Origin of the sequence: Propionivibrio sp. (assembly GCF_029255185.1) — a bacterium.
Lineage (GTDB): Bacteria > Pseudomonadota > Gammaproteobacteria > Burkholderiales > Rhodocyclaceae > Propionivibrio.
In genome coordinates this window covers 25,135-50,310 of the sequence record NZ_JAPUVO010000090.1, presented here as the reverse complement: position 1 = coordinate 50,310, position 25,176 = coordinate 25,135, and the positions used below count along the sequence as shown (strand labels likewise).

27 protein-coding genes are annotated in these 25,176 nt (G+C 56.6%); 21 read left to right on the top strand and 6 right to left on the bottom strand.

Annotated elements, in window-relative coordinates; translation table 11 throughout:
• Positions 1-5 precede the first annotated feature (5 nt).
• Both rlmD and Q1J43_RS06830 read left to right on the top strand, forming a co-directional pair.
• Complete coding sequence (gene rlmD / locus Q1J43_RS06835; protein ID WP_301101678.1) at positions 6-1,304, top strand: 23S rRNA (uracil(1939)-C(5))-methyltransferase RlmD; 1,299 nt, start codon at positions 6-8, stop codon at positions 1,302-1,304.
• A 95-nt stretch (positions 1,305-1,399) separates the two neighbouring features.
• Positions 1,400-1,642: a hypothetical protein gene (locus Q1J43_RS06830; RefSeq protein WP_301101677.1), complete on the top strand. Its 243-nt coding sequence runs from the start codon at positions 1,400-1,402 to the stop codon at positions 1,640-1,642.
• Positions 1,643-1,678: 36 nt separating this feature from the next.
• Here Q1J43_RS06830 and Q1J43_RS06825 read toward each other — a convergent pair whose 3' ends face one another.
• Complete coding sequence (locus Q1J43_RS06825; RefSeq protein ID WP_301101676.1) at positions 1,679-1,927, bottom strand: type II toxin-antitoxin system HicB family antitoxin; 249 nt, start codon at positions 1,925-1,927, stop codon at positions 1,679-1,681.
• Positions 1,928-2,282: 355 nt separating this feature from the next.
• Between Q1J43_RS06825 and Q1J43_RS06820 the strand changes: the two genes are divergently transcribed.
• Genes Q1J43_RS06820 through Q1J43_RS06795 form a run of 6 tightly spaced genes read left to right on the top strand, consistent with a single transcriptional unit; the run spans position 2,283 to position 6,803 of the window.
• Complete coding sequence (locus tag Q1J43_RS06820; RefSeq protein ID WP_301101674.1) at positions 2,283-3,746, top strand: mannitol dehydrogenase family protein; 1,464 nt, start codon at positions 2,283-2,285, stop codon at positions 3,744-3,746.
• A gap of 42 nt (positions 3,747-3,788) precedes the next feature.
• Positions 3,789-4,856 carry a mannonate dehydratase gene (gene uxuA, locus Q1J43_RS06815; protein ID WP_301101672.1) on the top strand — a complete coding sequence of 356 codons (1,068 nt, stop codon included), beginning with the start codon at positions 3,789-3,791 and terminating at the stop codon, positions 4,854-4,856.
• A gap of 23 nt (positions 4,857-4,879) precedes the next feature.
• The gene (locus Q1J43_RS06810; protein WP_301101671.1) at positions 4,880-5,362 is read left to right on the top strand and encodes a YhcH/YjgK/YiaL family protein; all 483 of its coding nucleotides are present in this window, start codon (positions 4,880-4,882) and stop codon (positions 5,360-5,362) included.
• A gap of 2 nt (positions 5,363-5,364) precedes the next feature.
• On the top strand, positions 5,365-5,490 hold the full coding sequence (locus tag Q1J43_RS06805; RefSeq protein ID WP_301101670.1) for a hypothetical protein: 126 nt from the start codon (positions 5,365-5,367) through the stop codon (positions 5,488-5,490).
• Positions 5,487-6,617 (top strand): 3-dehydro-L-gulonate 2-dehydrogenase, encoded by a 1,131-nt coding sequence (gene yiaK / locus Q1J43_RS06800; RefSeq protein WP_301101669.1) that lies wholly within the window; start codon positions 5,487-5,489, stop codon positions 6,615-6,617. The genes Q1J43_RS06805 and yiaK overlap by 4 nt, the downstream gene beginning before the upstream one ends.
• A 27-nt stretch (positions 6,618-6,644) precedes the next feature.
• Positions 6,645-6,803, top strand: a complete 159-nt coding sequence (locus tag Q1J43_RS06795; RefSeq protein ID WP_301101668.1) for a hypothetical protein — start codon at positions 6,645-6,647, stop codon at positions 6,801-6,803.
• A gap of 112 nt (positions 6,804-6,915) precedes the next feature.
• On the opposite strand, the gene Q1J43_RS06790 is transcribed toward Q1J43_RS06795, so the two are convergent.
• The 4 genes from Q1J43_RS06790 to Q1J43_RS06775 all read right to left on the bottom strand — a co-directional run bounded on the left by Q1J43_RS06790 (position 6,916) and on the right by Q1J43_RS06775 (position 10,666).
• The gene (locus Q1J43_RS06790; RefSeq protein WP_301101666.1) at positions 6,916-7,116 is read right to left on the bottom strand and encodes a (2Fe-2S)-binding protein; all 201 of its coding nucleotides are present in this window, start codon (positions 7,114-7,116) and stop codon (positions 6,916-6,918) included.
• 45 nt (positions 7,117-7,161) lie between these two features.
• A complete protein-coding gene (gene bfr / locus Q1J43_RS06785) occupies positions 7,162-7,644 on the bottom strand; it encodes a bacterioferritin (protein ID WP_301101695.1) in 483 nt (160 codons plus the stop codon).
• A gap of 15 nt (positions 7,645-7,659) precedes the next feature.
• On the bottom strand, positions 7,660-8,145 hold the full coding sequence (bfr, locus tag Q1J43_RS06780; protein WP_301101665.1) for a bacterioferritin: 486 nt from the start codon (positions 8,143-8,145) through the stop codon (positions 7,660-7,662).
• Positions 8,146-8,338: 193 nt separating this feature from the next.
• On the bottom strand, positions 8,339-10,666 hold the full coding sequence (locus Q1J43_RS06775) for a PAS domain S-box protein (protein WP_301101664.1): 2,328 nt from the start codon (positions 10,664-10,666) through the stop codon (positions 8,339-8,341).
• 407 nt (positions 10,667-11,073) lie between these two features.
• On the opposite strand from Q1J43_RS06775, the gene Q1J43_RS06770 reads away from it, so the two are divergent.
• The 12 genes from Q1J43_RS06770 to hoxU all read left to right on the top strand — a co-directional run bounded on the left by Q1J43_RS06770 (position 11,074) and on the right by hoxU (position 24,124).
• Positions 11,074-11,751 (top strand): type II toxin-antitoxin system VapC family toxin, encoded by a 678-nt coding sequence (locus Q1J43_RS06770; RefSeq protein WP_301101663.1) that lies wholly within the window; start codon positions 11,074-11,076, stop codon positions 11,749-11,751.
• A gap of 232 nt (positions 11,752-11,983) precedes the next feature.
• Positions 11,984-12,727, top strand: a complete 744-nt coding sequence (surE, locus tag Q1J43_RS06765) for a 5'/3'-nucleotidase SurE (RefSeq protein ID WP_301101662.1) — start codon at positions 11,984-11,986, stop codon at positions 12,725-12,727.
• A complete protein-coding gene (locus tag Q1J43_RS06760; protein WP_301101661.1) occupies positions 12,724-13,380 on the top strand; it encodes a protein-L-isoaspartate(D-aspartate) O-methyltransferase in 657 nt (218 codons plus the stop codon). The genes surE and Q1J43_RS06760 overlap by 4 nt, the downstream gene beginning before the upstream one ends.
• Entirely contained in the window at positions 13,377-14,291 is a 915-nt protein-coding gene (locus Q1J43_RS06755; RefSeq protein WP_301101660.1) for a peptidoglycan DD-metalloendopeptidase family protein, read from the top strand. The genes Q1J43_RS06760 and Q1J43_RS06755 overlap by 4 nt, the downstream gene beginning before the upstream one ends.
• A gap of 53 nt (positions 14,292-14,344) precedes the next feature.
• On the top strand, positions 14,345-15,256 hold the full coding sequence (rpoS, locus tag Q1J43_RS06750) for an RNA polymerase sigma factor RpoS (RefSeq protein WP_301101693.1): 912 nt from the start codon (positions 14,345-14,347) through the stop codon (positions 15,254-15,256).
• Positions 15,257-15,473: 217 nt separating this feature from the next.
• Entirely contained in the window at positions 15,474-17,063 is a 1,590-nt protein-coding gene (gene cimA / locus Q1J43_RS06745; protein ID WP_301101659.1) for a citramalate synthase, read from the top strand.
• Positions 17,064-17,278: 215 nt separating this feature from the next.
• Positions 17,279-17,809: an NADP oxidoreductase gene (locus Q1J43_RS06740; RefSeq protein WP_301101658.1), complete on the top strand. Its 531-nt coding sequence runs from the start codon at positions 17,279-17,281 to the stop codon at positions 17,807-17,809.
• A gap of 16 nt (positions 17,810-17,825) precedes the next feature.
• Entirely contained in the window at positions 17,826-19,253 is a 1,428-nt protein-coding gene (locus tag Q1J43_RS06735) for a Ni/Fe hydrogenase subunit alpha (RefSeq protein ID WP_301101657.1), read from the top strand.
• A complete protein-coding gene (locus tag Q1J43_RS06730) occupies positions 19,246-19,707 on the top strand; it encodes a hydrogenase maturation protease (RefSeq protein ID WP_301101656.1) in 462 nt (153 codons plus the stop codon). Before Q1J43_RS06735 ends, Q1J43_RS06730 begins: the two co-directional genes overlap by 8 nt.
• A gap of 14 nt (positions 19,708-19,721) precedes the next feature.
• Positions 19,722-20,246: an NAD(P)H-dependent oxidoreductase subunit E gene (locus tag Q1J43_RS06725; RefSeq protein ID WP_301101655.1), complete on the top strand. Its 525-nt coding sequence runs from the start codon at positions 19,722-19,724 to the stop codon at positions 20,244-20,246.
• Positions 20,243-23,404 carry an FAD-dependent oxidoreductase gene (locus tag Q1J43_RS06720; protein WP_301101654.1) on the top strand — a complete coding sequence of 1,054 codons (3,162 nt, stop codon included), beginning with the start codon at positions 20,243-20,245 and terminating at the stop codon, positions 23,402-23,404. The genes Q1J43_RS06725 and Q1J43_RS06720 overlap by 4 nt, the downstream gene beginning before the upstream one ends.
• Before the next feature lie 9 nt (positions 23,405-23,413).
• Positions 23,414-24,124 (top strand): bidirectional hydrogenase complex protein HoxU, encoded by a 711-nt coding sequence (hoxU, locus tag Q1J43_RS06715; protein WP_301101653.1) that lies wholly within the window; start codon positions 23,414-23,416, stop codon positions 24,122-24,124.
• A 22-nt stretch (positions 24,125-24,146) separates the two neighbouring features.
• Here hoxU and Q1J43_RS06710 read toward each other — a convergent pair whose 3' ends face one another.
• A complete protein-coding gene (locus tag Q1J43_RS06710) occupies positions 24,147-24,305 on the bottom strand; it encodes a DUF3309 domain-containing protein (RefSeq protein ID WP_301101652.1) in 159 nt (52 codons plus the stop codon).
• Between the two features lie 399 nt (positions 24,306-24,704).
• Between Q1J43_RS06710 and Q1J43_RS06705 the strand changes: the two genes are divergently transcribed.
• Complete coding sequence (locus tag Q1J43_RS06705) at positions 24,705-25,067, top strand: DUF883 domain-containing protein (protein WP_301101651.1); 363 nt, start codon at positions 24,705-24,707, stop codon at positions 25,065-25,067.
• Positions 25,068-25,176 lie beyond the last annotated feature (109 nt).

Genomic DNA, 25,176 nt, shown 5'->3' with positions numbered 1-25,176 from the left:
GTGGCATGCCGACCGGAATCATTGAATCGCTCGATCACGATGCGCGCGGCATTACGCGGTTCGAGGGCAAGACGATTTTTGTCGAGGGTGCCCTGCCCGGCGAGCTGGTCGAGCATGTTTCCTGGCGCAAGAAGCCGAGCTACGAGGTGGCGCGCACGGTACGCATCCTGAGGGCCTCGCCGCATCGGGTGCTGCCCAGGTGCCCGCATTTTGGCGTTTGCGGCGGGTGCAGCATGCAGCATCTGGAGCCTGACGCGCAGGTCGCCGCCAAGCAGCGCATACTCGAGTCCAACCTCTGGCATCTGGGTCGAATCAAGGCCGAGCAGCTTTATGCGCCGATTTACGGCGCCGCCTGGGCGTATCGCCAGCGGGCTCGACTGTCTGTCCATTGTGTGTCGAAGCAGGGCGGGGTGCTGATTGGCTTTCATGAGCGCAAAAGCAGCTTCGTCGCCGATATGCGCCAGTGCGAGATTTTGCCGCCACATGTTTCGGCGCTGCTGCTGCCCCTGCGCGAACTGGTTTTTGCCCTGTCGATCAACAGCGCCCTACCGCAGATCGAGCTTGCCATTGGCGAGACCCAGACGGCACTGGTGCTGCGCATCCTGCAGCCACTCACTGCCACCGACGAGAAGTTGCTCCGTGTTTTTGCCGACCAGCACAAGGTCGTGTTCTACCTGCAACCCCATGGGCCGGCCACGGCCTACCGTTTTTACCCGAAGGACGGGCCGCAGCTTTCCTACCGTTTGCCGGATTTTGACATTGAGCACTTTTTTTCGCCCACCGAGTTCACGCAGGTCAATTTTGCTATCAACCGCGTTCTGGTTCGTCGCGCGCTGGCGCTTCTCGATCCCCAGCCAGGCGAGCGGATTGCCGACATGTTTTGCGGGCTGGGCAATTTCACCTTGCCGATTGCGCGCTCCGGTGCACAGGTGGTCGGCATTGAGGGGAGTGCCGCGTTACTGCGGCGGGCGGCCGAGAACGCCATGGTCAACGGCCTGCACGGCCGCGTGCACTACAGCGTCGCCAATCTGTTCGAAACGACGAACGAAACCCTGGCAGCACTGGGCCATTTCGACAGAATGTTGATCGACCCGCCGCGCGAAGGCGCTGTCGCACTGGTGAAGGCTATCGGCCCGGACGGGCCGTTGCGCATCGTATATGTTTCGTGCAACCCGGCCACACTGGCGCGTGATGCGGCGATTCTGGTGACCCAGAAAGGCTATCGTTTGCGCGGCGCCGGGGTGGTCAACATGTTCCCCAATACCTCGCACGTGGAGTCGATTGCTCTGTTCGAACGGGGATGAGTTTGCTGTCATTGCTGGATTTCAACAGTTCATCGGTGCCGACATCGCAATTGAAGTATAAAATGAGCGACATGGCAGTTCGTTGAGATTTTCACATGAGTACAGTTACCTTTGATACGCTAAAGTTTGCCGAACGGCTGGAAAAGGCCGGGCTCACCCGCGAACAAGCGGCTGCCATTGCCGAGGCGCAGAAAGACGCGTTCTCGGAGGCGCTTGATTCGACACTCGCCACCAAAGCTGATATCACCGTGCTCGATGCGAAGGTCGACAAACTGTCTTGGATGATGGGAATCCTAATCGCCATCGCCATTGCCAATTTCGCCAAGCAGTTTTTCTAAACATTCACCGCCAACAAGCCGCCCCCGGGCGGTTTTTTACGCCCGTAGCGCCAAGTTCGCAATAAACCCGGAGCGTGACTCGTCGGCCGATTTCGCCGGCGCATCAATCCGCCGCAGAACCCGTGCCGGAAGGCTTATATTGACACGTTCCACCTTGTCGGACGTGGCGCTGTCAATCGCTTCGTCAAGGGTGTCGCCTGCCGAGAAGCAGCCGGGAAGATCGGGGACGGCCACACCAAAGGCGTGTGTCTCGTCGCCAGGCTCAATTGCAATCGGGTATCTCATCTTTGCCATCCTTTCATTTCAGCCCGGCCTGTTTCAGAATTTTCTGCACCAGACCAACACCCATATAAAGGTCTTTGCTGTTCATGTGTGTATTCCACACACCATCAGCGCAAAAGAAATGGGTTCCGCCTCTCGGCGGTTTTCTTATGCCATACTGAAGTCCCGTTCGACTAGTAGATTGGAATGCTCATGGATCAAGGCAAGGCAGATCTAAACTACTGAGCGCGATGCACTGCCTGTGCAAACCCTTTCAGTCGTCAATGAAATGCTCGGGGTAGCGCTCAGCGATCAGCGGCAGCGAGGTGAGGTGAGTATTCCGCGCAGATGGCTTTCCATTCCGAAGGAGGAGCTGAGTATGCGGCTTAGTGAAAAGAGTCTTTCCCAGTTGCCGGCATCCGTTGCTAGACCGGCCTTTGATCGCAGCAAGGTGATCGGCTCGATTGTGCATCTGGGCATTGGCGCCTTCCATCGCGCTCATCAGGCGATGTTTACCGATGCGGTGTTGGCCTCTGGTGATCTGGCCTGGGGCATCGTCGGTGCGGGAGTAGTCTCGGCGGACATGAAGAACGCGCTCGGCCCGCAGGATTTCCTTTATGCGCTGGCCGAGATGGGTGCAGATTCCGAGAATGTGCGGGTCATCGGCTCAATTGTCGGCGTTTTCGGCGGTGTCGAAGACGCCGACAGCTTGCTCGCCAAGATGAGCGACATCAGCACCCGCATCGTCAGCATTACGGTGACCGAGAAGGGGTACTACCTTGATCCGGCCACCGGCAAGCTGCAACTGCAAGCGCCGGCGATTGCCGCCGATCTGGCGGCGCCGGAAACGCCAAAAACCATTCTTGGTCTGATCGTGCAAGCGCTCAAGAACCGTAAGGCGGCGGGTATCTTGCCCTTCACGGTTCTTAGTTGCGACAACCTGCCGAACAATGGCAAGCTGGCCAAGGCCGCAGTCCTCGCCTTTGCACGTGAAGTGGATGCCGATCTGGCCTTATGGATCAAAACCAATGTGTGTTTCCCGTGCACCATGGTTGACCGCATCACGCCGGCCACGACCGACGCCGATCGTGCCCATGTAGCGGAGGTTCTTGGTCTGGATGATGCCTGGCCGGTAGTTACCGAGCAATTCGTGCAGTGGGTCATCGAAGACCAATTCACCATGGGGCGCCCGGACTGGACCGTCGGCGGCGCAATCTTCTCGGACGAAATCGAGCGCTGGGAAAACATGAAGCTGCGCTGCCTGAATGGCGCGCATTCGACGCTTGCCTACCTCGGGCAACTGACTGGACGCGAAACCGTCGCCGATGCCATGCAACTCCCTTTGATCACCGTTATCCTCGATCCGCTGTGGGTGGAAATCCGTAACGTGTTAGACGCGCCCAAGGGCGTTAATCCTGCCGAGTATGTGGAGAGTCTCAAGCAGCGTTTCCGCAATCCTGCGCTCAAGCACCGCACGGCACAGATTGCCTCGGATGGTTCGCAAAAGCTTCCGCAGCGCCTGCTTGCCCCGCTGCGCGACCGCCTGGACAAGGGCCTGTCGTCGCCGATGATCGCTACGGCAATCGCCGCCTGGATGCACTACGCGGTGAAGATGGCTTATACGCCGGATGATGGGTTCAATGACCCGCTGGCCGTCGACATTCTGGCGCGCGCCAGGCTAAGCACGGATGCCCCGAGCATCGTCGACCACTTGCTGGCGCTGGACAAGATTTTTGGCTTGGATTTGCCAGCCAACGCCGATTTTCGTGCCTTGCTGATCGAGAAATTTGTTGAACTGGCGATCAATCCTACCCTCGCTACTGCTGCGCAGATCAAGGTCTGACCCGGTTGTAGCCCTGATACTCTGCACAAGGAGCCCAAGTAAATGAAAATGACATTCCGCTGGTACGGTACGTCCGATCCGGTCAGTCTCAAGTACATTCGCCAGATTCCCGGCATGTACGGCATCGTTTCTGCAATCTACGATATTCCCGTCGGTGAGGTCTGGCCAATCGAGAAGCTGCGGGCGCTGCGTGACAGCATTGAAGCCGCAGGGCTGAAGTTCGAAGTGGTTGAAAGCGTTCCGGTGCACGAAGACATCAAGCTCGGCAAACCGACGCGCGATCGCCTGATCGCCAACTTCCAGCAAAACATCCGCAACTGCGCAACCATCGGCATCAAGGTGATCTGTTACAACTTCATGCCGGTTTTCGACTGGACGCGCACCGAAATGGCCATGGAACTGCCCGACGGCTCCTTCACGCTGGCCTTTGATGCCGAGGCCGTGGCAAAAATCGACCCGGAAAAGGGGATTTCCCTGCCCGGTTGGGATGCCAGCTATGAACCCGGCCAACTGAAGAGTCTGCTTGCCGAATACAAGAACGTCACAGAAGAGACGCTGTGGGGAAATCTCGAGTATTTTCTCAAGGCCATCATTCCGGTCGCTATTGAAGCCAATGTCAAGATGGCGATACATCCGGACGATCCGCCGCGTCCGATCTTTGGTCTGCCGCGTATCGTCAAGAACCGCGACGATCTGGCGCGTCTGGTCGGGATTGTCGACTCGCCGGCCAACGGGCTGACCCTGTGCGCCGGTTCGCTCGGCGCCGATCTATGCAACAACATTGAATCGCTGGTGCGCGAGTTTGGCGGCATGGGCCGCATTCACTTTGGTCACGTGCGCAATGTGGCGGTCAAACCCGACGGCAGCTTCTACGAGTCGGCGCACCTGTCCTGTGAAGGTTCGCTGGATCTGGCCCAGATCATGAAGGCTTACCACGACGTCGGTTTCGAAGGCTATATCCGCCCCGACCATGGTCGCATGATCTGGGGTGAGACAGGAAAGCCCGGCTACGGCCTCTACGACCGCGCGCTCGGCGCCGTCTATATCAACGGCCTGTGGGAAGCGGTCTGCAAATTCACCACAGCGCCTGTTGCCAAGGCCCAGCACTAATCAGATTTCAGGAGAAAAGCAGAATGATTTTCGGACATGTAAACGATCTGGAGTCGGGCTTTGCCTGGCTTCCCAAGCCACTCAAGACGGCTGTGCAACACCTCAAGGACACCGATTTTTCCGCCTTGCCGGTGGGTAACTATGATCTTCAGGGCAAGGACATCTATGTTCAGGTCTTCGACGCGACCACTAAACCCTTCGCCGAGACTCGCGCCGAGGTGCATCGCCAGTACATCGACGTGCAGTATTCGTGCAACGGTAACGAGAGGATGGGCTTTGCCTCGGAGACCGGTAACAACGTAATTCTGGAAAACCTGCTCGAGTCGCGCGACCTTCTCTTTTATGCCGGGATGGAAAGCGAGTCGACCTTGATCATGACGCCGGGTAGTTTTGTGGTGTTTTTTCCGAGTGACGTGCATCGCCCGGGATGTGTTGTTGAGCAGCCGGCATCGGTGCGCAAGGTGGTGATCAAGGTGCGCGCTTCGCTGCTCTCGGAAAGCCATTAACGATGAAGAAGACCATTCGCTGGGGAATGATCGGCTGCGGCACAGTCGCCGAAGTGAAGAGCGGGCCTGGTTTCTACAAGGCGCGTGACTCTTCGTTCGACGCCGTGACCATCCCGATCCTTCAATGACCCGCGCCTTTGCGCAACGCCACAGGGTGGCCAGTGCCTTTGATACGACTGAACAACTGCTGGCCGATCAGGCGATCGATGCGGTGTACATCGACGATCGGCAATTAATCAAGGAGCAACTCATGCCACGCATCCAGTTTGAAGAATTAAAAGCCGAGTTCAAGCGCGTTCTGATCAAGAAGGGCTGTGACGAAAGCTCTGCCGACCTCTCGGCGCAATTGATGACCCAGACTAGTTGTGACGGTGTGTATTCGCACGGGGTGAATCGATTTCCACGTGTAATTGACTATATCGATAAGGGTTACATCGATCTGAAAGCCAAGCCGACCCGCGTCGATGGCATGGGTGCCTTCGAGCGCTGGGACGGCAATCTCGGGCTGGGCAATGTCAATGCTAAGCTGTCAATGGACCGGGCCATCGAACTTGCCCGTGCCAACGGCATTGGCTGTGTGGCGCTGAGCAACACCAACCACTGGCTGCGTGGCGGCAGTTATGGCTGGCAGGCTGCCGATGCGGGCTGTGTCGGTATTTGCTGGACCAACACCCAGCCGAACATGCCGGCCTGGGGCGCACGTGACCGGCGCATCGGCAACAATCCCTTTGTCATGGCTGTTCCGCGTCACGAAGGTCATGTCGTGGTCGATATCGCCATGGCTCAGTTTTCCTATGGCCAGATGGAGTCAAGCGCGATGCGTGGCGATCTGCTGCCGGTTCCCGGCGGTTACGACGAGCAGGGGCAACTGTCCTGCGATCCGAAAGAGATTGCCAAGACCTGGCGGGTGTTGCCTGTCGGCTACTGGAAGGGTTCGTCGATGTCGATTGTCATGGACATGATTGCTGCGGTGCTTTCCGGTGGTCGTTCAACTGTGGGTGTTGGCAAGCTGGGAAGCGATGAATACGGCCTGTCGCAGGTATTCATCGCCCTGGATGCTACGCGAATTGCCGGTGAAGACTATCTGGCTTCGGCAATCAGTGAGGCGATCGAAAATATTCACGGCTCTGCGCGTGTTGATCCAGACCAGCCGGTGCTGTATCCCGGCGAACGGTCGATGGGCTACCGCAAGGACAATCTGGCCAACGGCATTCCGGTCGGCGATGAACTATGGGCAAGAATCAAAGCCCTGTGAACCATGAACAGACTTTTCAAAGGATAAATGATGAAAACTCGCGCATGTGTATTGCACGCACAGGAAGATGTGCGTATCGAAACCCTTGAGGTCGGCGACGTCGGGCCGCAGATGCCCTGCCGCCGGCGTAGCAAAAAGCCCTGGTCGAAGCGGCTTGCGAAGCTGGTCAATATCAGCGCAAGCTGAACAACGACAATATGGCAAAGATTGCCGCTGACGTGAAGAAGGCCGGGACGCAAGACCTTTACGGACAAGTTTGGCGGTGAGAACTACATCAAGGATATTGACGCCGTGCGGGTTATTTGGGATCAATCAAATCGAGGCGCTGATTCGTTCCTTCATTCGCTTTTTTCAGGCACTGTCGCGCATACGCAGCACATTGGCCGCATTCGCTGGACACGCCCAGGGCGCGCCGCAAGTCGTTCAGCGTGCGTGCGCCGCCTCGTGCGGCTTCGTGAATCTGGTGCTCGGTAACGGCCATGCAGACGCAGATATACATGGACATTCTCCACAAATCGGGGCGTGCAAGTTGACGTGAGCCTGATCAGTCGCCACCCGGTTCCATGTGGGCCTGAAGATAGTTTGGCAGCGTGACTTGATTGATCAGGCTGTGCTGTGTCTCCAGCCAATCGATCGCTTCCTCGCAGTGTTCCAGCAGATCTTCCAACAGGTCGCGGCTGACGTAATCCTGCAGTTCTTCGCATAAGGCGATAGTCTCGACCAGCACGGGGTGCTGCACCTCACGCTCGTTCATGAGATCGCATTGCAAACACTCGACGACGTGTTCGCCAATCAGCAGTTTGCCAAGATTTTGCAGATTGGGTAATCCTTCCAGGAAGAGGATACGGTCGATCAGCTTATCGGCTTCTTTCATGACACGGATGGACTGCCTGTATTGGTAATCGTTGAGCTTTTCCAGGCCCCAGTGGCGGAATAGGCGGGCATGCAGGAAATACTGATTGATCGACGTCAGCTCGTTTTTCAGCACCCTGTTTAAGGCGCCGATGATTTTCTTGTCACCTCTCATCGCGATGCCCACCAATTATGCCGTGTTGCCAGAGCCGATCTGGCTCTGTTGATAATTCTGCAGGCCGATCAGCTCGATCAGGCGGATCTGCTTTTCCAGGAAATAGGCATGGTCCATCTCGGTGTCTTCAAGTTGAATGGCAAGCATATCGCGGGTCACGTAATCCTGTGCTTTTTCGCAGGCGGCCATGGCTTTTTTCAGATCACCGACGACTTTGTATTCGACGGCGAGATCAGCCTCAAGCATTTTCGGCACCGTTTTGCCGATCTTCAGCGCGTCGCGCTTGGCCAGATTGGGCGTGCCTTCGAGGAAAAGAATGCGCTGGATCAACGCACGCGCGTGCTGTAGCTCGTGCGCGGATTCGTGCAGTGCCTTCGCTGCCAGATGTGTGAAGCCCATGTCTGAATACATTTCGCCGTGAATCAGATACTGGTCAACGGCGGTCAACTCTCCAGCCAGCAGGCTGTTCATGATGTCGATGATTTGTTTGTCGCCTTGCATTGGGGTTCTCCGGGTCGCGATGGAAAGATCAGGCTGGCCCGCAAATTCGGCTGCCTGAGCTGCCATCTAATGACAGCATTCTCCAATGCCGGTTCAAAACTCATCGCTCGAAGCAATCCCTCCAGTTGATTTTGCGATCAGTCAACCTGCACCGGCCTGAAGTAACATTCCGGGAACGCCGGTCGGATACGCGTCATCTGGGTTCATAAAATCGAATCGAATTTCGCCCGGCCTCCTTGGCTTCGTACATTGCCGTATCAGCCCATTTCAAGAGATCATGCTGGCTGGCAGCGTGATTGAGGAACAACACCACGCCGATGCTTGCTGTGCAATGATGCTCGACCGTCGTTTCTGCTTTGCCTTCAAGCTGATATTTGAGGAAATATGGCTTGTTCAGAATTGCGCGAATTTTTTCAGCGACAAGGTTTGCATGGTTAGCCGATTTTGTGCTGTCCACATCCAATTCACTTAGTATTACGGCAAACTCATCTCCGCCGAAACGCGCGACGGTGTCGACCGCACGCACACAACTGCTAATGCGGTGCGCCGCCTCGATCAGCAGCAAATCGCCCATGTTGTGCCCATGCAGATCATTAACGGGTTTGAAGTTATCCATATCCAGGAACATTAGCGCACTATACCGGCGACTACGTTTTCCATTGGCGATCGTTTGGTCCAAACGATCGTCTAGCAGGCGTCGATTGGGTAGTTGTGTCAATGCATCATGCGAAGCCAGGTTGAGAATCTGCTGTTCGGTGTGCTTGCGCTCTGTAATGTCACGCACGGCGGCGAACACACCTTGCAGTCGCCTGTCCCGGTCATAAAGTGTTCTCGCGTTATAGGACACCACTGTTTCCTTGCCGTCCCTGTCACGCGCAGTAAGCTCGTAGTTGGTGAGCTTCTTCTCGCTCAGCACCAGATTGATGCCTGCTTCGGCTCTCTCCGGATCAGTGAAGTAATTTTTGAACGGTGCGCCGATCAGTTCATCTCGCGTGCAACCGGTTAGCGCCTCCATCTGTTTGTTCACATCGGTGATAATCCCGAGCGGATCGGTAGCCATTAGTGCATCAATGTTCGATTCAAACAGTGAGCGCGTATAGAAATGATGGTCGCGCAGGCGCTGACTGAGCTGCTTCTGCTCTGCCTCAAGTAGTTGTTGTTCCGCCTCGATCCGTTTGCGCGCGGTATTGTCGGTGCCGATCAGCAGGTAGCCGAGGATTCCGCCTTGGGCATCGCGTAGAGCCGTGACCGACACCACCGCAGGGAATCGGCTACCATCCTTGCGGATGTAAGTCAATTCGTAAATGTCCTCGATACCACGCGATGCCTTGAACACCAACGCTTCAAAACCAGGCGCAATCAAGGTAAATAGCTCAATGCTCAAGGCCTTGGCACGCGCGATCACTTCCTCCGGATCGGATATGTCGGCGGGGGTGATCTTGTTCATCACATCGGCCGCCTTGTAGCCCAGCATGCGTTCTGCGCCAACATTAAATATCTGAATGACACCCCGCGCGTCAGTGGCGATACATGAGAAATTTTCGCTGTTGAAGATCGCACTCTGCAATGCCCCGGCCTTGAGCAGCGCCTCTTCGGCCTGCTTGCGCGCGGTGTTATCAGTTCCGATAAGCAGGTAACCGATGATCTCATCTTGAGCATCGCGTAGGGCCGTGACCGACACCACCGCCGGGAAACGGCTGCCATCCTTGCGGATGTAGGTTAATTCGTAGATATCCTCGATGCCACGCGAAGCCTTGAATACCAGCGCCTCGAAGCCCGGCGTGATGGGTGTTTCGAGTTCGACGCTCAAGGCTTCGGCCCGTGCAATCACCTCCTGCGGATCGGAAATGTCAGCCGGGGTAATTTTGTTCATCACTTCTGCGGCGGTGTAGCCAAGCATGCGTTCGGCACCCACGTTAAAAATCTGGATGACCCCCTTGGCGTCGGTAGCGATGCTTGAAAAATTGGCGCTGTTGAAAATCGCACTCTGTAATGCCCCTGCCTTGAGCAGCGCCTCTTCAGCCCGCTTGCGTGCCGTGTTGTCAGTGCCGATCAGCAGGTAGCCGATGATGTCACCTTGTGCGTCACGCAGGGCAGTGACCGAGACCACCGCCGGGAAGCGGCTGCCATCCTTGCGAATGTAGGTTAACTCGTAGATGTCCTCAATACCGCGTGAGGCTTTGAATACTAAAGCCTCAAAACCGGGTGCAATTGGTGTTTCGAGTTCAACGCTCAAGGCTTCGGCGCGTGCGATCACTTCATATGGATCGGAAATATCGGCAGGCGTGATCTTGTTCGTCACTTCATCAGCCGTATAGCCCAGCATGCGTTCGGCACCCACGTTAAAAATCTGGATGACGCCCTTTGCATCCGTAGCGATACTGGAGAAATTGGCGCTATTGAAAATCGCGCTCTGCAGAGCTCCGGTGTTAAGCAAGGCAACTTGGTGTTGCACATCGGTGAAGCCGTCCGCCTTGTGAATATCGTAAACACGGACGGTGTCGCTTTCCTTTTCAGGCATGGTTGATTTCCTCAATAGCGTATCCTGAGCAGAGAGTGCGGTTTTCGGATTCTCAACAGATGAGTGCGGCCTTGCACAATCCGAACAAAAACGGCCTCAACAGAACTTCCGAGTTGATGCTCACCGACTTTGTATTGCTTGTCTGTGCGTTAAACCACATTGGCCCTGGCTAAGGCAGTTGCTTGGAATGTGCGAAGCATGCCAAAACCTCCCCGCACAACATAACGTTGAACTCGTTGTTGTTGAGATGACATTGAACGGCTAACATGCGTGGGGGCTGGCTCTTCGGTGGTGGCAATGGTTTGGCAACTTAAGCTTGCCATCGTGCCAGCCCGCATTTATATGCTTATCGATTAAGTAAGTGCCATTCGGGACGGACCACAGTTTTCTGAACCAGGACCGCAGTTATGAAGCGCAAAATCTACGTTGAAACCTCTGTCGTCAGCTACCTGACGGCTCGCCCCAGCAAGACCATCATCGGCGCTGCTCACCAGCAAATTACTCTGGCGTGGTGGGAAACCCGAAACCAGTACGAACTGTTTGTGTCAGAGTCGGTCCTGCGTGAGTGTGGCGCTGGCAACCCAGATGCCGCCCAAAAGCGGTTGGCAGTGTTAAATGACGTGCCATTGCTCTTAATCACTGAGCAGGCACTCAATATCGCGGAGTCGTTGGTGAGGCAAGGAATCGTCCCGCCCCGGGCGGCGGAAGATGCGCTGCACATTGCGGTCGCCACGGTCAATGGTGTGGATTATCTGCTGACATGGAACTGTCGGCATATCGCAAACCCGGAGATACAAAGAGGCATTGCTGCTTACTTGGAGCAGATTGGTTGGTTCCTTCCGTTTATTTGCACCCCGGAAGAACTTTTTGGAGAAGAAAATGTGAATGATGAAATCGTCGATGAAGTACGGGCCATTCGAGATGCACACGCCGCCAAGTTCGGCTATGACCTGCGTGCAATTTATGAAGACCTGAAGAAATCAGAGGCTGAGCATATTGCTGCTGGGCACCCCTTTGTACCTCCACCGCCCGTACCCCAAGCGCCTGACTCTGCATTGCAGCGGACCCGCTTTGCGCGCCGCTGAATTTGGACGTTCGCCCCCACCTTCTCGCGGCAGCACAGAGTGTATTCGTACGCACAAGGCTTGTAGTGCCGTTCGTTTTCGCACTGGATTCCGAATACCCGTATAATTTGGACTGACTTGGTGGTGGTATGGTTTTCGGGTGGCAAACGCTCGCGTTCGCGGGCCCACCGTTCCCAATAGCCGGCAGCCTGCCGGTTTTTTTGTTCCTTCTTTCCGCTTTTTATGGGTTGATATGCGAATTTTGCTCAGCAACGATGATGGCTATTTTTCGCCGGGGATCGACTGCCTGGCGCGTATGCTGGCACAGGTGGCCGACATTACCGTTGTGGCCCCTGAGCGCGACCGCAGCGGCGCCAGCAATTCCCTCACACTGGATCGTCCGCTGTCCTTGAGGCGCACGCCCAACGGTTATTATCATGTGAACGGGACGCCGACCGATTGCGTGCATCTGGCGGTAACCGGGATGCTTGACGAGCTTCCGGACATGGTTGTTTCCGGGATCAATCTCGGCGCCAATATGGGCGATGACACGATCTATTCGGGTACCGTCGCGGCGGCTACCGAAGGTTATCTGCTTGGCGTTCCGTCGCTTGCCGTTTCCCTGTGCAGCAAGGCCGGCGTGTATTTCGAAACGGCGGCGCGCGTGACTCTGGAAATGGTGCAATTAATTCAGCGCCAGGAAATTCGCGAGCCCGTGCTGCTCAACGTCAATGTTCCGGATGTGCCCTTTGATCAGTTGCGCGGCAAGGTCGTTACGCGGCTTGGCAAACGGCACAAGGCCGAAGCGGTGGTGCGCACCGTGACGCCACGCAACGAGACAGTCTATTGGGTAGGAGCGGCCGGTGAAGCGCAGGATGCCGGAGAAGGCACTGATTTTTTTGCGGTAAGCAATAATCAGGTTTCGATCACCCCCTTGCAGATTGACCTGACGCATAACGCGCAGCTGCCGCTGATTCGCACTTGGCTGGCGCAATGAATCGAAGCGTTTCCGGTATCGGCATGACCTCGCAGCGCACGCGCGGGCGCATGATCGAGCGCCTGCGCGAGCAAGGGATTCGTGACGAGCGTGTACTGACGGCCATTGCCGCCGTGCCGCGTCACGTTTTTGTTGAAGAGGCGCTGGCCTCACGCGCCTACGAAGATACAGCGCTGCCGCTCGGTTTTTCTCAGACGATATCGCAGCCCTATATCGTGGCGCGCATGATCGAGGTGCTGCGCGATGGACGCGAACTGGGCAAGACGCTGGAAATCGGTGCGGGCTGCGGCTATCAGGCGGCCGTTCTGGCGCAACTGACCGACGAGGTTTATGCGGTCGAGCGGATCGAACTGCTGCTGGCCAAGGCCAAGCTCAATTTGCGTGCGATACAGCAGTTCAAGGTTCGCCTGAAATATGCCGATGGGCAACTCGGGCTTCCTGAAGCTGCGCCTTTTGATACGATCATCGTTGCGGCGGCGGCATCGTGTGTTCCCACGGCGCTTTTGCAGCAACTTGCGCTTGGTGGCAGAATGCTCTTGCCGTTGGGTGCGGGTGATCAATTCCTTCTGCTGATTGAACGTCATGCTCAGGGCTACGTTGAAACGCGTCTGGATGGTGTTCGCTTTGTTCCGCTACTTTCAGGACTTGAATGAAGAATAATTGTTTCTTTGCCAAGCTGGGGCCGGGTTTTGCTCTCGCCACCCTGCTTGTTTTGGCGGCTTGTGCAAGCAAGTCACCAGCCCCTGTCTCGGGTGGAGGTCAGTCGCCTGTTTCCGTGGCTACAGTTATCAGGGACAGCTATACCGTCAAGAGTGGCGATACGCTCTACAGCATCGCGCGCGAACACGGAATGGATTATCGCGAACTGATTACGCTGAACGGAATCGACAGCCCGAACCGTATTACGCCCGGCAGGGTGCTGAAGGTCAGGCCGCAGGGGGGGACAACGACGAGCGTCGCATCAACGGCGCCGGTGAGCTCCGATGTGGTACAGGCGAGGCCAATTGGCGCCGAACCGGGGATTGAGCAACGACCGCTGGTCAGCGGCTCCGAAGCCCTCAAGCGTGAGCCCAAGGCCGGTAAGGAAGCCTACTCGGATCAGGCCTTGGCCAAGGCGCAAGGCCAGTCGAAGGCTGGCGAACCCCTTGCCCCCGTGGTCAAGACAGAAACCAAGCCTGCCGAGCCGGCCTTGAGCGGTGACGAGATGGCCTGGATCTGGCCAGCCAACGGCAAGATGATTGGCACCTATGCCGAAGGCGGCAACAAGGGCATCGACATCGCTGGCAAGGCCGGTGATCCGGTGATTGCCGCCAGCGACGGGAAAGTGATCATCGCCAATTTCCTGCGCGGTTACGGCAAGCTGGTGATCGTCAAGCACAACAACACCTACGTTTCGGTCTACGGACACAATCAGACCCTCCTGGTCAAGGAAGGTCAAACGGTCAGCAAGGGCCAGAAAATCGCCGAGATGGGCAATACTGATGCCGATCAGGTCAAACTGCACTTCGAGGTTCGCAGTCAGGGCAAGCCGCTTGATCCTCTCAAGTATTTGCCGCAGCGCTGATCATGTCCGGCGATCCTGATTCTGACTCCGACTCCGCTTTCGGCGAAGACGCGATGCCGCAGGAAGGGTCGCCCGAAGAGTTATTCCTGAGCGAACCGGAAGACGAAGTCATTGCCCCGACGCCGGAAGTCGAACTGCTCAACGACGTTACCCAGCATTACCTCAACGAGATCGGCGCCAAGCCCTTATTCACTCCAAAAGAAGAGTACGACTGGGCGTGCCGTGCACGCAGCGGTGAGTTTGCCGCACGGCAGAAAATGATCGAACACAATCTGCGACTGGTGGTGAACATTGCCAAGCACTACCTCAATCGGGGTATTCCTCTACTCGACCTGATTGAAGAAGGCAACCTCGGTCTGATTCATGCCATTGAGAAGTTTGATCCGGAACGCGGATTTCGCTTCTCGACTTATGCCACCTGGTGGATCCGTCAGAGTATCGAGCGTTCGATCATGAACCAGTCGCGTACCATTCGCCTGCCGGTGCATGTGGTCAAGGAGATCAATCTGGTCCTGCGCTCCTTTCGGCATCTGGAATTGGCCAACGGCAAAGAAATCCACATGGAACAGATTGCCCACCTCATCGACCGCTCGGTTGAAGACGTTCGCCGCGCATTGGCGCTCAACGAGCACATCGCCTCGCTTGATGCGCCACTGGAAATCGACCCCAATCACACCATTGCCGACGCCATTGCCGATGAAAATGCGCTCGATCCGGAAAGTCTGCTCCAGACCAACGAAATCGGTCATCTGGTAAGCCACTGGGTTGAGCAGTTGCCGGAGAAGCAGCGCCGGGTGCTTGAACGTCGTTACGGCCTGGGGGGGGCTGAAATAAGCACGCTCGAAGAGGTCGCCGCAGATCTAAAACTGACCCGCGAGCGTGTCCGCCAGATCCAGATCGAAGCGCTCGACCAGCTTCGCCGCGTCATCAAGCGCGGCGGCGTGACGCGCGACAACCTGTTGTGATGGTTTAAGTAATTAACCGAAAAACCTCACCGCAAAGGCGCAAAGGCGCGAAGGACGCAAAGAAACGTAGGGTTACGATTTATTACTGCCCGTATATTTGGTGACCAGAATTTGTGTTGGAGCCAATAGGTAGGTATTTGATCTTCTTTGCGGAACTTTGCGTCCTTTGCGCCTTTGCGGTGAATATCTGAGCTTCTCAGAATTAAGAAAGTTTGCCATGGGTAATAAAGTAGCAATCTTCGATTCGTCCTTGAGGGACGGTGCTCAAGCCGAGGGAATCTCGTTCTCCGTGGACGACAAGCTGAAGATCCTCGAACTTCTCGACGAGCATGGGGTGGACTACATCGAGGCTGGAAACCCTGGTTCGAACCCCAAGGATCTCGAGTTCTTCGCCCGGGCCAGGAGCATCGTTCTGAAACACGCCAGGCTCGCCGCTTTTGGCAGTACCCGCCGGCGTGGCATCCAAGCGGAGAGTGACGACAACGTTCAATCCATGCTGCTCGCCGATACCCCGGTCATTGTCATTTTCGGCAAGAGCTGGGATTTTCATGTGACCGACATTATCCGCACCACGCTTGACGAAAACCTCAACATGATCAGCGATACCCTGGCCTTCTTCAAGGCCAGGGGCAAGGAAGTGATTTACGACGCCGAGCATTTCTTCGACGGCTACAAGAACAATCCGGACTACGCCGTCAAGTCGCTGCAGGCCGCCGTCGACGGTGGTGCCGACTGCCTGGTTCTGTGCGACACCAACGGCGGAACTTTCCCGTCCGAAGTGGCCAAAATCGTAAAACGCATGGTTGCCGTTTTCAGCGTGCCGATCGGCATTCATGCGCACAATGACTGCGGCATGGCGGTGGCCAATAGCGTGATGGCCGTTGAGAATGGTGCCCGGCACGTTCAGGGAACCTACATCGGCTTCGGCGAGCGCTGCGGCAACGCCAATCTATCGACCATCATCGCCAACCTGGGTGTCAAGGCTAATTTTGACTGCCTACCCGCCGACCAGTACCGCAACATTACCCGCGTGGCACGCCATATTGCGGCCATCTCGAACGTTGCGCTCAATGAGCGCGACCCCTTCGTCGGCAACTGCGCCTTTGCCCACAAGGGCGGCATGCATATCGATGGCGTGAACAAGGCGGCACATTCCTTCGAACACATCAACCCGGATCTGGTCGGTGGCCAGCGCCGCTTCCTGATGAGTGAGGTTTCGGGCCGGCGCATGATTCTGGAGAAAATCTGGGAAGTCGATGCCAGCATCACCAAGGACGATGCGGTGACCGACAGCATCATCAAACGCCTCAAGGAGCTGGAGCATGAAGGCTATCAGTTTGAAGGTGCGGAAAGCACCTTCGAACTGGTTATTCGCAAACAACTCGGCAAGTACCGCCCGTTTTTCGAGCTTGGTCACTTCAGGATCATTGGCGAACATCCGGCCAATGGCGACTATGGTTCATCGGCCATCATCAAAGTGAAAGTCGACGGCACCGATGAAATTACCGCTGCCGAAGGCGACGGCCCGGTGCATGCGCTCGACCGCGCGCTGCGCAAAGCGCTGGACAAGTTCTATCCGGAGCTCGCCAACGTTCATCTGACCGATTACAAGGTGCGTGTCATCAACGGCAAGGATGCGACCGCCGCCAAGGTTCGCGTATTGCTTCAATCGACGGACGGCGACGCGGTGTGGACAACGGTGGGGGTATCAACGGACATCATTGAGGCGAGCTGGATTGCCCTGGTCGATTCAATCGAATACAAGCTCTTGAAACTGGAAGAGGCCAAGGTCGCTGTTGCGCACTAGATCGGCTACTCGATCAGCAGCGTCCGTCACGAAAAATCGCTCCCAGCAGGCGAATGTGACAAGTCGGCAGTTCGCTTTACTGCTTTCGCAAGAGGCTCTACTGTCACCTTGATGGGCTGTCCAGCACTCACGGCGGATTTGAGCGAGACACTGAAGACAAAAAACTTTGTGCTATGCGTTTGAATTTCCTATCCTGAGGGAAGGGAGAGTTGCTCATGAGCAAAATAAAAATTGCGACGGTGTGGCTGGATGGTTGTTCTGGTTGCCATATGTCGTTTCTCGACATGGACGAGCGTCTGCTTGCTATCGCGGACAAAATCGATCTCGTGTACAGCCCGTTGGTGGACGCCAAGATATTTCCGGAGAACGTGGACCTCACCCTGGTTGAGGGCGCGGTCAGCAACGAAGACGATTTGCACAAAATTAAACTCGTTCGCTCACGCACGAAGCTGCTCATGGCTCTGGGCGATTGTGCGGTTACCAGCAACGTGCCCGGTATGAGAAATTACTTCAGCCGCGACGAAATTCTCCGCCGCGCGTACATCGAGAATGCCTCGGTGAATCAAGGCATACCGACAGAAACGATCCCACAGTTGCTGCCAAAATCGAAACCGATCCACGAATACGTGAAGGTCGATATTTTTGTGCCGGGTTGTCCGCCCCACGCGGACATCATTTTCAATGCGGTTGCTGCTTTGCTCGAAGGGCGCCTGCCCGATTTGGAAAACCAGGCCCGGTTCGGCTGATTCGAGGAGACGCGCCATGGAAAAACTCATCACGATCGATCCGGTCACACGAATCGAAGGTCATTCCAAGATAACGATCCGGCTGGATGATCAGGGCAAGGTTGAGGTCGCCCGCTTGCACATCACGCAGTTCCGCGGCTTCGAGAAATTCACCGAGGGTCGGCCATTCCAGGAAATGCCTTCGCTGACCGCGCGGACGTGCGGTATTTGTCCGATCAGTCATCTGCTCGCCTCGGCGAAAGCGTGCGACAGCATCCTGGCGGTGCGCATTCCGGAGTCCGCGGCAATGCTACGCCGCGTGATCAACTACGCCCAAATCATCCAGTCGCACGCGCTGAGTTTTTTTCATCTGAGTTCGCCGGACTTGCTGCTGGGTATGGATTCCGATCCCGCGTCACGCCACATCTTCGGTGTTGCCGCGCAATTTCCCGAGTTGGCGAAAGACGGAATCTGGCTGCGCAAATTCGGCCAGCGGATCATCGAGCGGATGAGCGGCAAGCGGATTCATCCCACGTGGATCGTTCCTGGTGGCGTCAGCAGTCCTCTGAGCGCCGAAGTGCGTGAGCAGATCGTCGCCGAGCTTCCGCAGGCTATCGCCATCGCTCACAAAACCCTCGAATGGTTCAAGCCCGCGATCAAGAAATACCAGGACGAGATCGACACCTTTGCGAACTTTCCCAGCCTGTTCCTTGCTCTTGTCTTGCCCGACGGAACGATCGAACACTATGACGGGCTCATGCGTGTCGTGGATTCACAGCGCGAAATTATCGTCGACAAACTTGAGCCCAGCGCCTATACGGACTACATCGCCGAAGCCGTCGAACCGGATAGCTACCTGAAATCACCCTTCTTCAAACCGTTTGGCTATCCCGAAGGCATGTATCGCGTCGGTCCGCTGGCTCGCCTCAATGTGTGTGACCGCATGGGCACACCGCTGGCCGAGCGCGAACTCGACGAATTCCGCGCCTTGCAGCCGGATGGTGCTGTGCTCAGCTCGTTCCACTTTCACTATGCCCGCCTCATTGAAATTCTCTACGCCCTCGAACGCGTTTCAGAGTTGCTCGGCGCGCCGGAAATTTTGAACACCCGGGTGCGCGCGATGGCGGAACCGAACAAACTCGAAGGTATCGGTGTCTCCGAGGCTCCACGCGGCACGCTGATTCATCACTACAAGATCGACACGAATGGCCTGATCACCTGGGCCAACCTCATCATCGCGACCGGACACAATAATCTGGCGATGAACCAGGGCATCACCCAGGCCGCCAAGCATTTCGTGGATGGAATGAAAATCACCGAAGGCGCGCTCAACCGCGTCGAAGCGGTCATCCGTTGCTACGACCCATGCCTGAGCTGCTCCACACACGCGCTTGGGGAAATGCCGCTGCGTATCGAACTGACCGATCCGGCCGGCGAAATTCTGGACGCTTGCGAACGTGCTTAACACACTCGATGCAACACTCGTCATCGGCTACGGCAACGACCTGCGCGGCGATGATGGCGCTGGAATACGCGCGGCGACGATCATCGCTGCGCAGTCACCGCATTTGCGGGTCATCATCACGCCTCAGCTTACGCCCGATCTGGCCGAGGACATCGCGTCAGCAACTCAGGTTATCTTCGTTGACGCGTACATGGCGTGTGCGACCGGTGCAAATCTTCGTATTGAAGAAATTTCCGGGGACGACGTGGATAGCGCAAACGTAATGGGACATCACGGCAGTCCTAGTGATCTGCTGCATCTGGCTAATCAACTTTTCGGTAGAGCTCCCGAGGCTTGGCTAGTCGGAATTCCGGCATACAGTTTCGCCGCGGGCGAATCAATCTCATCCGAAACCTTGTACTGGATTGATGAGGCGGTTGCGCTAATCGGAGAGCGTGCATTTTCTAAAAAATAGGAAGGGGGTTCAAAATGATCGCGGCAGAAGCCAAGCCACTCTCGGAACAGGTCATCGATGAAATCATTGCGCGCCACCCCGACAAGACCGGCGACGTGCTCAGCGTCCTTGAGGAAATCCAGGAAAGACATCCGCTGAAGTATCTGCCGGAGGAAACGCACGACTACGTCGCACGGAAAATGGGCGTGTCGCGTTCACAGATTCTTAGCGTCGTTACCTTCTACGCCTTCTTCAACCTCAAGCCGCAGGGCAGGCACACCGTAACGGTTTGCCGTGGCACCGCGTGCCACACGCGCGGTTCGAAACCGCTTCTCGATTCGCTCAAAGCCAGCGCCGGATTTCACCAGGACGATGAAGAAACCGGTTCGACGGCATCATTCACGACGCCAGACTTTGGGCTCACCATCCGCACCGTCGCCTGCTTCGGCCAGTGCGCACTTGCGCCAGTTGCCGCCATTGATCACGACATTTACGGGCATGTCAGCGATATCAAACTTCGCAAACTCGTCGCGGCAATTGACGCAGGGGAAAGGCAATGAGAATTCACGATCTCGACGGGCTGCATGACATCCGGCGCACGGGCATGATGAAAATCCTGCCGGGCAAGCCGCGCATCGGGGTCGGCATGGGCACCTGCGGCATAGGCAACGGTGCGCGCGACGTAATGAACTCGCTTGCCGAAGCGCTGAAAAAACAGTCTGTCGATGCTCAACTCACTCCGGTCGGCTGCTTCGGCTTTTGCGCTGTTGAACCGCTCGTAAGCGTACACATTCCCGGATTCCCGCTCGTAGTGCTCAGCCAGGTCGCCCCCGATGATGCCGCCATGATCGTTAAGGCTATTGCGTCCAACCGGCCGCCAGTGGAAAAGGCGCTGTGCAAAATCGAGGAGTGGGATCATCTCACCGGCCACGTGATGTATGGCCGCGGTCTTCCCGATCTACCAAACTGGAATGAGATTCCGTTCTTCAAAAACCAAAAGAAAATTGTTCTGCGCGATTGCGGCCTGATCAATCCCGAGGACATTGAGGAGTACATCGCTGTTGGTGGATACCATGCCTTCTATCAGGCCACGCAAAAGCCGAACGTCAACGAGATTGTCGAAGAAGTAAAAAAATCGAAACTGCGCGGACGCGGTGGCGCGGGCTATCCGACTGGCGTGAAATGGGACCTTTTGCGCAAGGCCGTCGCCGACCAGAAATACATCATCTGCAACGCCGACGAAGGCGACCCCGGTGCTTACATGAACCGTAACGAAATCGAGAGCGATCCGCACATGCTCATCGAGGGCATGCTCATCGGCGCGTTTGCGATGGGCGCGACGCAAGGCATTGTCTATTTGCGGGCAGAGTATCCGCTCGCCGTCCATCGCCTGAAACGCGCTGTGGCCGAGGCACGCGAGTTCGGCCTCATCGGCGAACACGTCTTCGGAACGAATTTCAATTTCGACATAAAACTCATCGAAGGCGCCGGTGCATTTGTCTGCGGCGAAGAAACCGCGATGATCGAATCGCTCGAAGGTCGTGCCGGGCGTCCCCATCCGCGTCCACCATTCCCGGCACAAAAAGGCTTGTGGGGAAAGCCAACGAACATCAACAACGTCGAAACCTGGTGCAACGTTCCCGTCATCATTGCCCGTGGCGGATCGTGGTTCGCCGAAATAGGAACGACGCACAGTTCGGGGACCAAGGTTTTCTCGTTGGTGGGAAAAATCAAAAATACCGGTCTTGTCGAACTGCCGCTGGGCACGCCACTCAAGAGCGTTATCTACGATATCGGCCAGGGAAGTCCCGACGGCAAACGCGTGAAGGCCGTGCAATCTGGCGGCCCGTCCGGCGGCTGCATTCCGGCGACGCATTTCGACGTGGCGATTGATTATGAATCGCTCGCGCAAATCGGAGCGATCATGGGTTCGGGTGGCATGGTGGTGATGGATGAAGATAACTGCATGGTCGATGTCGCGCGCTACTTCGTCGAGTTTTCGCACTCCGAATCCTGCGGCAAATGTGTTCCGTGCCGCGCTGGCCTCGAGCAGGCGCTGCGCATTCTGAAAAAAATCACCGGTGGCAGCGCCGAGGAATCCGATATTCAGGATCTTGAAGAACTCGCGCAGATGATCAAGGAAATGTCGCTGTGCGGACTCGGCCAGACGGCGCCGAATCCCGTGCTCACCACGCTGCGCTATTTCCGGCGCGACTACGAAGAACACCTTCGCACCCGTCGGTGCCGTGCGGGGGTTTGCGAAAAACTCTTCCTCTCGCCCTGCGAAAATTCCTGCCCGCTGCACATGCGCATCCCGGAATTCCTCGAACTGACAAAACGCGGACGAATTGCCGACGCAGCAGAAATGATCTGGCTTGACAATCCTCTGCCCGGCTCGACCGGGCGCATCTGCCAGCATCCGTGCGAAAGCCAGTGCCGCCGTAAAAGCGTGGATGCGCCGGTCAACATGCGCGAAGTCCATAGGTTCATTTCGGACCAGATATTCGCCGGCCCCTTGCTCGCCGAAATCAAGATGCGCCTTGCCGGGCGCCGCATGGCAGCGACCGGAAAAAAAATTGCGATTGTCGGTGCAGGTCCATCCGGACTGAGCGCTGCGTTCTATCTCGCTCTGCTCGGGCACGACGTTACCGTTTTCGAAGCGCGCGAAGAAGCCGGCGGAATGTTGCTCTACTCGCTCCCGCAGTATCGCCTGCCAAAAGCAGTGCTCAGACTAGAACTCGACGTTATCGAAAGCCTCGGCGTGAAATTTTGCTTCAACCAGAAACTCGCTGCGGGCGTTTCACTTGATGTTCTTGAAGTTGAGAACGATGCCGTTTTCCTCGCGACCGGAACATGGAAAGCGATGACCGCCGGTATCCCCGGCGAGGAATCGCCGAGCGTCTGGCATGCGATTCATTTCCTCGAACAGGTGGCGCGCAAAGAACCGACGAACATCGGCAAGAAGGTCATTGTCATCGGCGGTGGCAACGCTGCGGTCGATTCTGCGCGCACTGCGCTGCGGCTCGGGTGCGATGTCACCATCGCCTATCGCCGCGAACGGCAGGACATGCCCGCGATTGCCGAGGAAGTCGACGATGCACAAGCCGAGGGCGTAAAACTGATGTTCCTCGTCTCGCCGCAGCGCGTCGTTTCCGACGAACGCAGCCGCATTACCGGCATTGAACTGATGCGTACAAAACTTGGTGATTTCAACCTCGACGGTCGTCGCCGACCGGTTTCCAGCGGTGAAACAATCATTGTTCCGTGCGACAACATTATTCTCGCCATCGGCGAACGGCCCGACGTCGAACCGCTACGCCGCTCTGGAATTCACGTGCGTGAAAACGATACCGCCGCCGCCGACTGGGTCACCTATGAAACCAACCGCCCGTATGTTTTCGCTGGCGGAGATCTGGTTACCGGCGCATCGAATGTTTCCTCGACGATGGCCACCGGCAAGAACGCCGCGCGGGCGATCGACGGCATTCTCACCGGGCAGGATCACTTTGCGGACTTGCTCAAGACAGTCGACGTTCCTCAGGTCGTTCCCGCCGAACCGGAAGGCGGCGCGCGACACACTTCGCCTGAACTGCCGGCGGATCAGCGCAAGTCACATTTCGAGGAAACCATTCTCGGCCTGACAAAGGAAAACGCCATCGCCGAAAGCAGCCGCTGCCTTCGCTGTGACGTCCATGAACCGTGTGCTGTGAAAGGGTAGGGTGAGACCATGCCAAAGATCATCAAGTTGAAAATTTCCGGAATGGAATTCACGGCAAACGAAGGCAGCACAATTCTCGACCTTGCTCGCGCGAACAGCATCTTCATTCCCACGCTGTGCAACTTCAAAGGTCTGTCCAACGTCGGCGCATGCCGTTTGTGCATGATTGAAATCCGCGGCGTGCCGCGCCTGCTGCCCGCCTGTGCGACCCTCGTGGCCGAGGGAATGGACGTCACGGTCGATTCGCCCAAGGTGACGAAGTACCGGAAAATGATTCTCGAACTGCTTTTTGCGGAACGCAATCACGTCTGCGCGGTGTGCGTTTCGAACGGCCACTGCGAATTGCAGTCGCTCGCGCAACAACTCGGCGTCAATCACACCCGCTATCCGTACCGCTATCCAATCTACAAGTACGATGCCTCGCACCCGAAATTCAACTACGACGCGAATCGCTGCATCCTGTGCACACGATGCATGCGAGCGTGCGAAGAAGTCGAAGGCGCACGAACATGGAACGTGATGGGCCGCGGCATCAACTCCATGATGGTGACCGACCTGAACCAACCCTGGGGCCAGTCGCTGTCCTGTACCTCATGCAGCAAATGCGTCCACGTCTGCCCCACCGGCGCACTAAGCGAAAAAAACTGCGCTGTCGGCGAGATGATGCCACGCAAAAACGTCATTCCCTACCTGACGTCGATGCGTTATAGCGGTCGGTGATTGTTCCAGTCGGGGCCGGGCGCTATAGCCTGCCCATCAGCAACAGGACGATCAGGATGAGCAGTACCAAACCGAGACCGCCGCTTGGGCCGTAACCCCATCCCCGGCTGTGGGGCCAGCTTGGAATGGCGCCAATAAGCATCAAAACGACAACGATCAGCAGAATTGTTCCTAATGACATTTGATGTCTCCTCACAGTAGTTCCAGGCCGCCCGGCCTTCAGGAAAATCAGCGCAGCCCGCCAATGCTGCTTTTCCCGGAACGCCACAACCCGTCTTCCGACGGTTAATAAAACGGCTTCTTCGAGGCGGTATTTCTTTTCCGGACTGTGCAGCGATCGCCCCCGCTGGCGCGAATCATCGTCACATCCTCGCCCGTAGCCTGACTCTGTTGAGGGCAGGAGTCTGTGCGACAGCGCACATTGCTCAGGGTATTTTGACTCGCCTTGCACGAGCCTCCAGGGCAGTGCTCTGAAACGATGACGGTTGCCATGCGTTCGCTGGCGCACAGACGGGCGCTCGGGAGAAGAACAGAATTTGTCTCTCATCTTGTCGCTCATTCATTTCAATCAGGAGAGATCATGACTAACACATTTGCCACAAACACCGGGATTGTTCAGCCCACCGGGGAAACACTGGTAGCAGACCTGAAAACAATTGTTGGCGATGCCGACACGCTGCTCAAGGAAATGGCCAGTTACACCGCCGAAGAGTTCGCCGTGGCGCGCAAGCATATCGAAGGCAAGCTGGCCGAAGCCAGAACGCGAATCGACGATGCGCGCATCGTGCTCACCCGCAAGGCTTGTGACGCTGCCAATGCGACCAATGAATACATCAGCGAGAACCCCTGGAAAGTGGTCGGGATTGCGTCGCTGGCCGGACTCGCCGCCGCCTTGCTGATCTTCCGCCGCTCCTGCAGCCAAAGCCAAAGTAGGTCGGGTTAGGTCGCAGACCGTAACCCGACACCACCGCTTGCGTCGGGTTACGCTATCGCTAACCCGACCTACATAAAATTCTACAAGCGATCTGTTGTTGCACCAAAATTTGTCATTA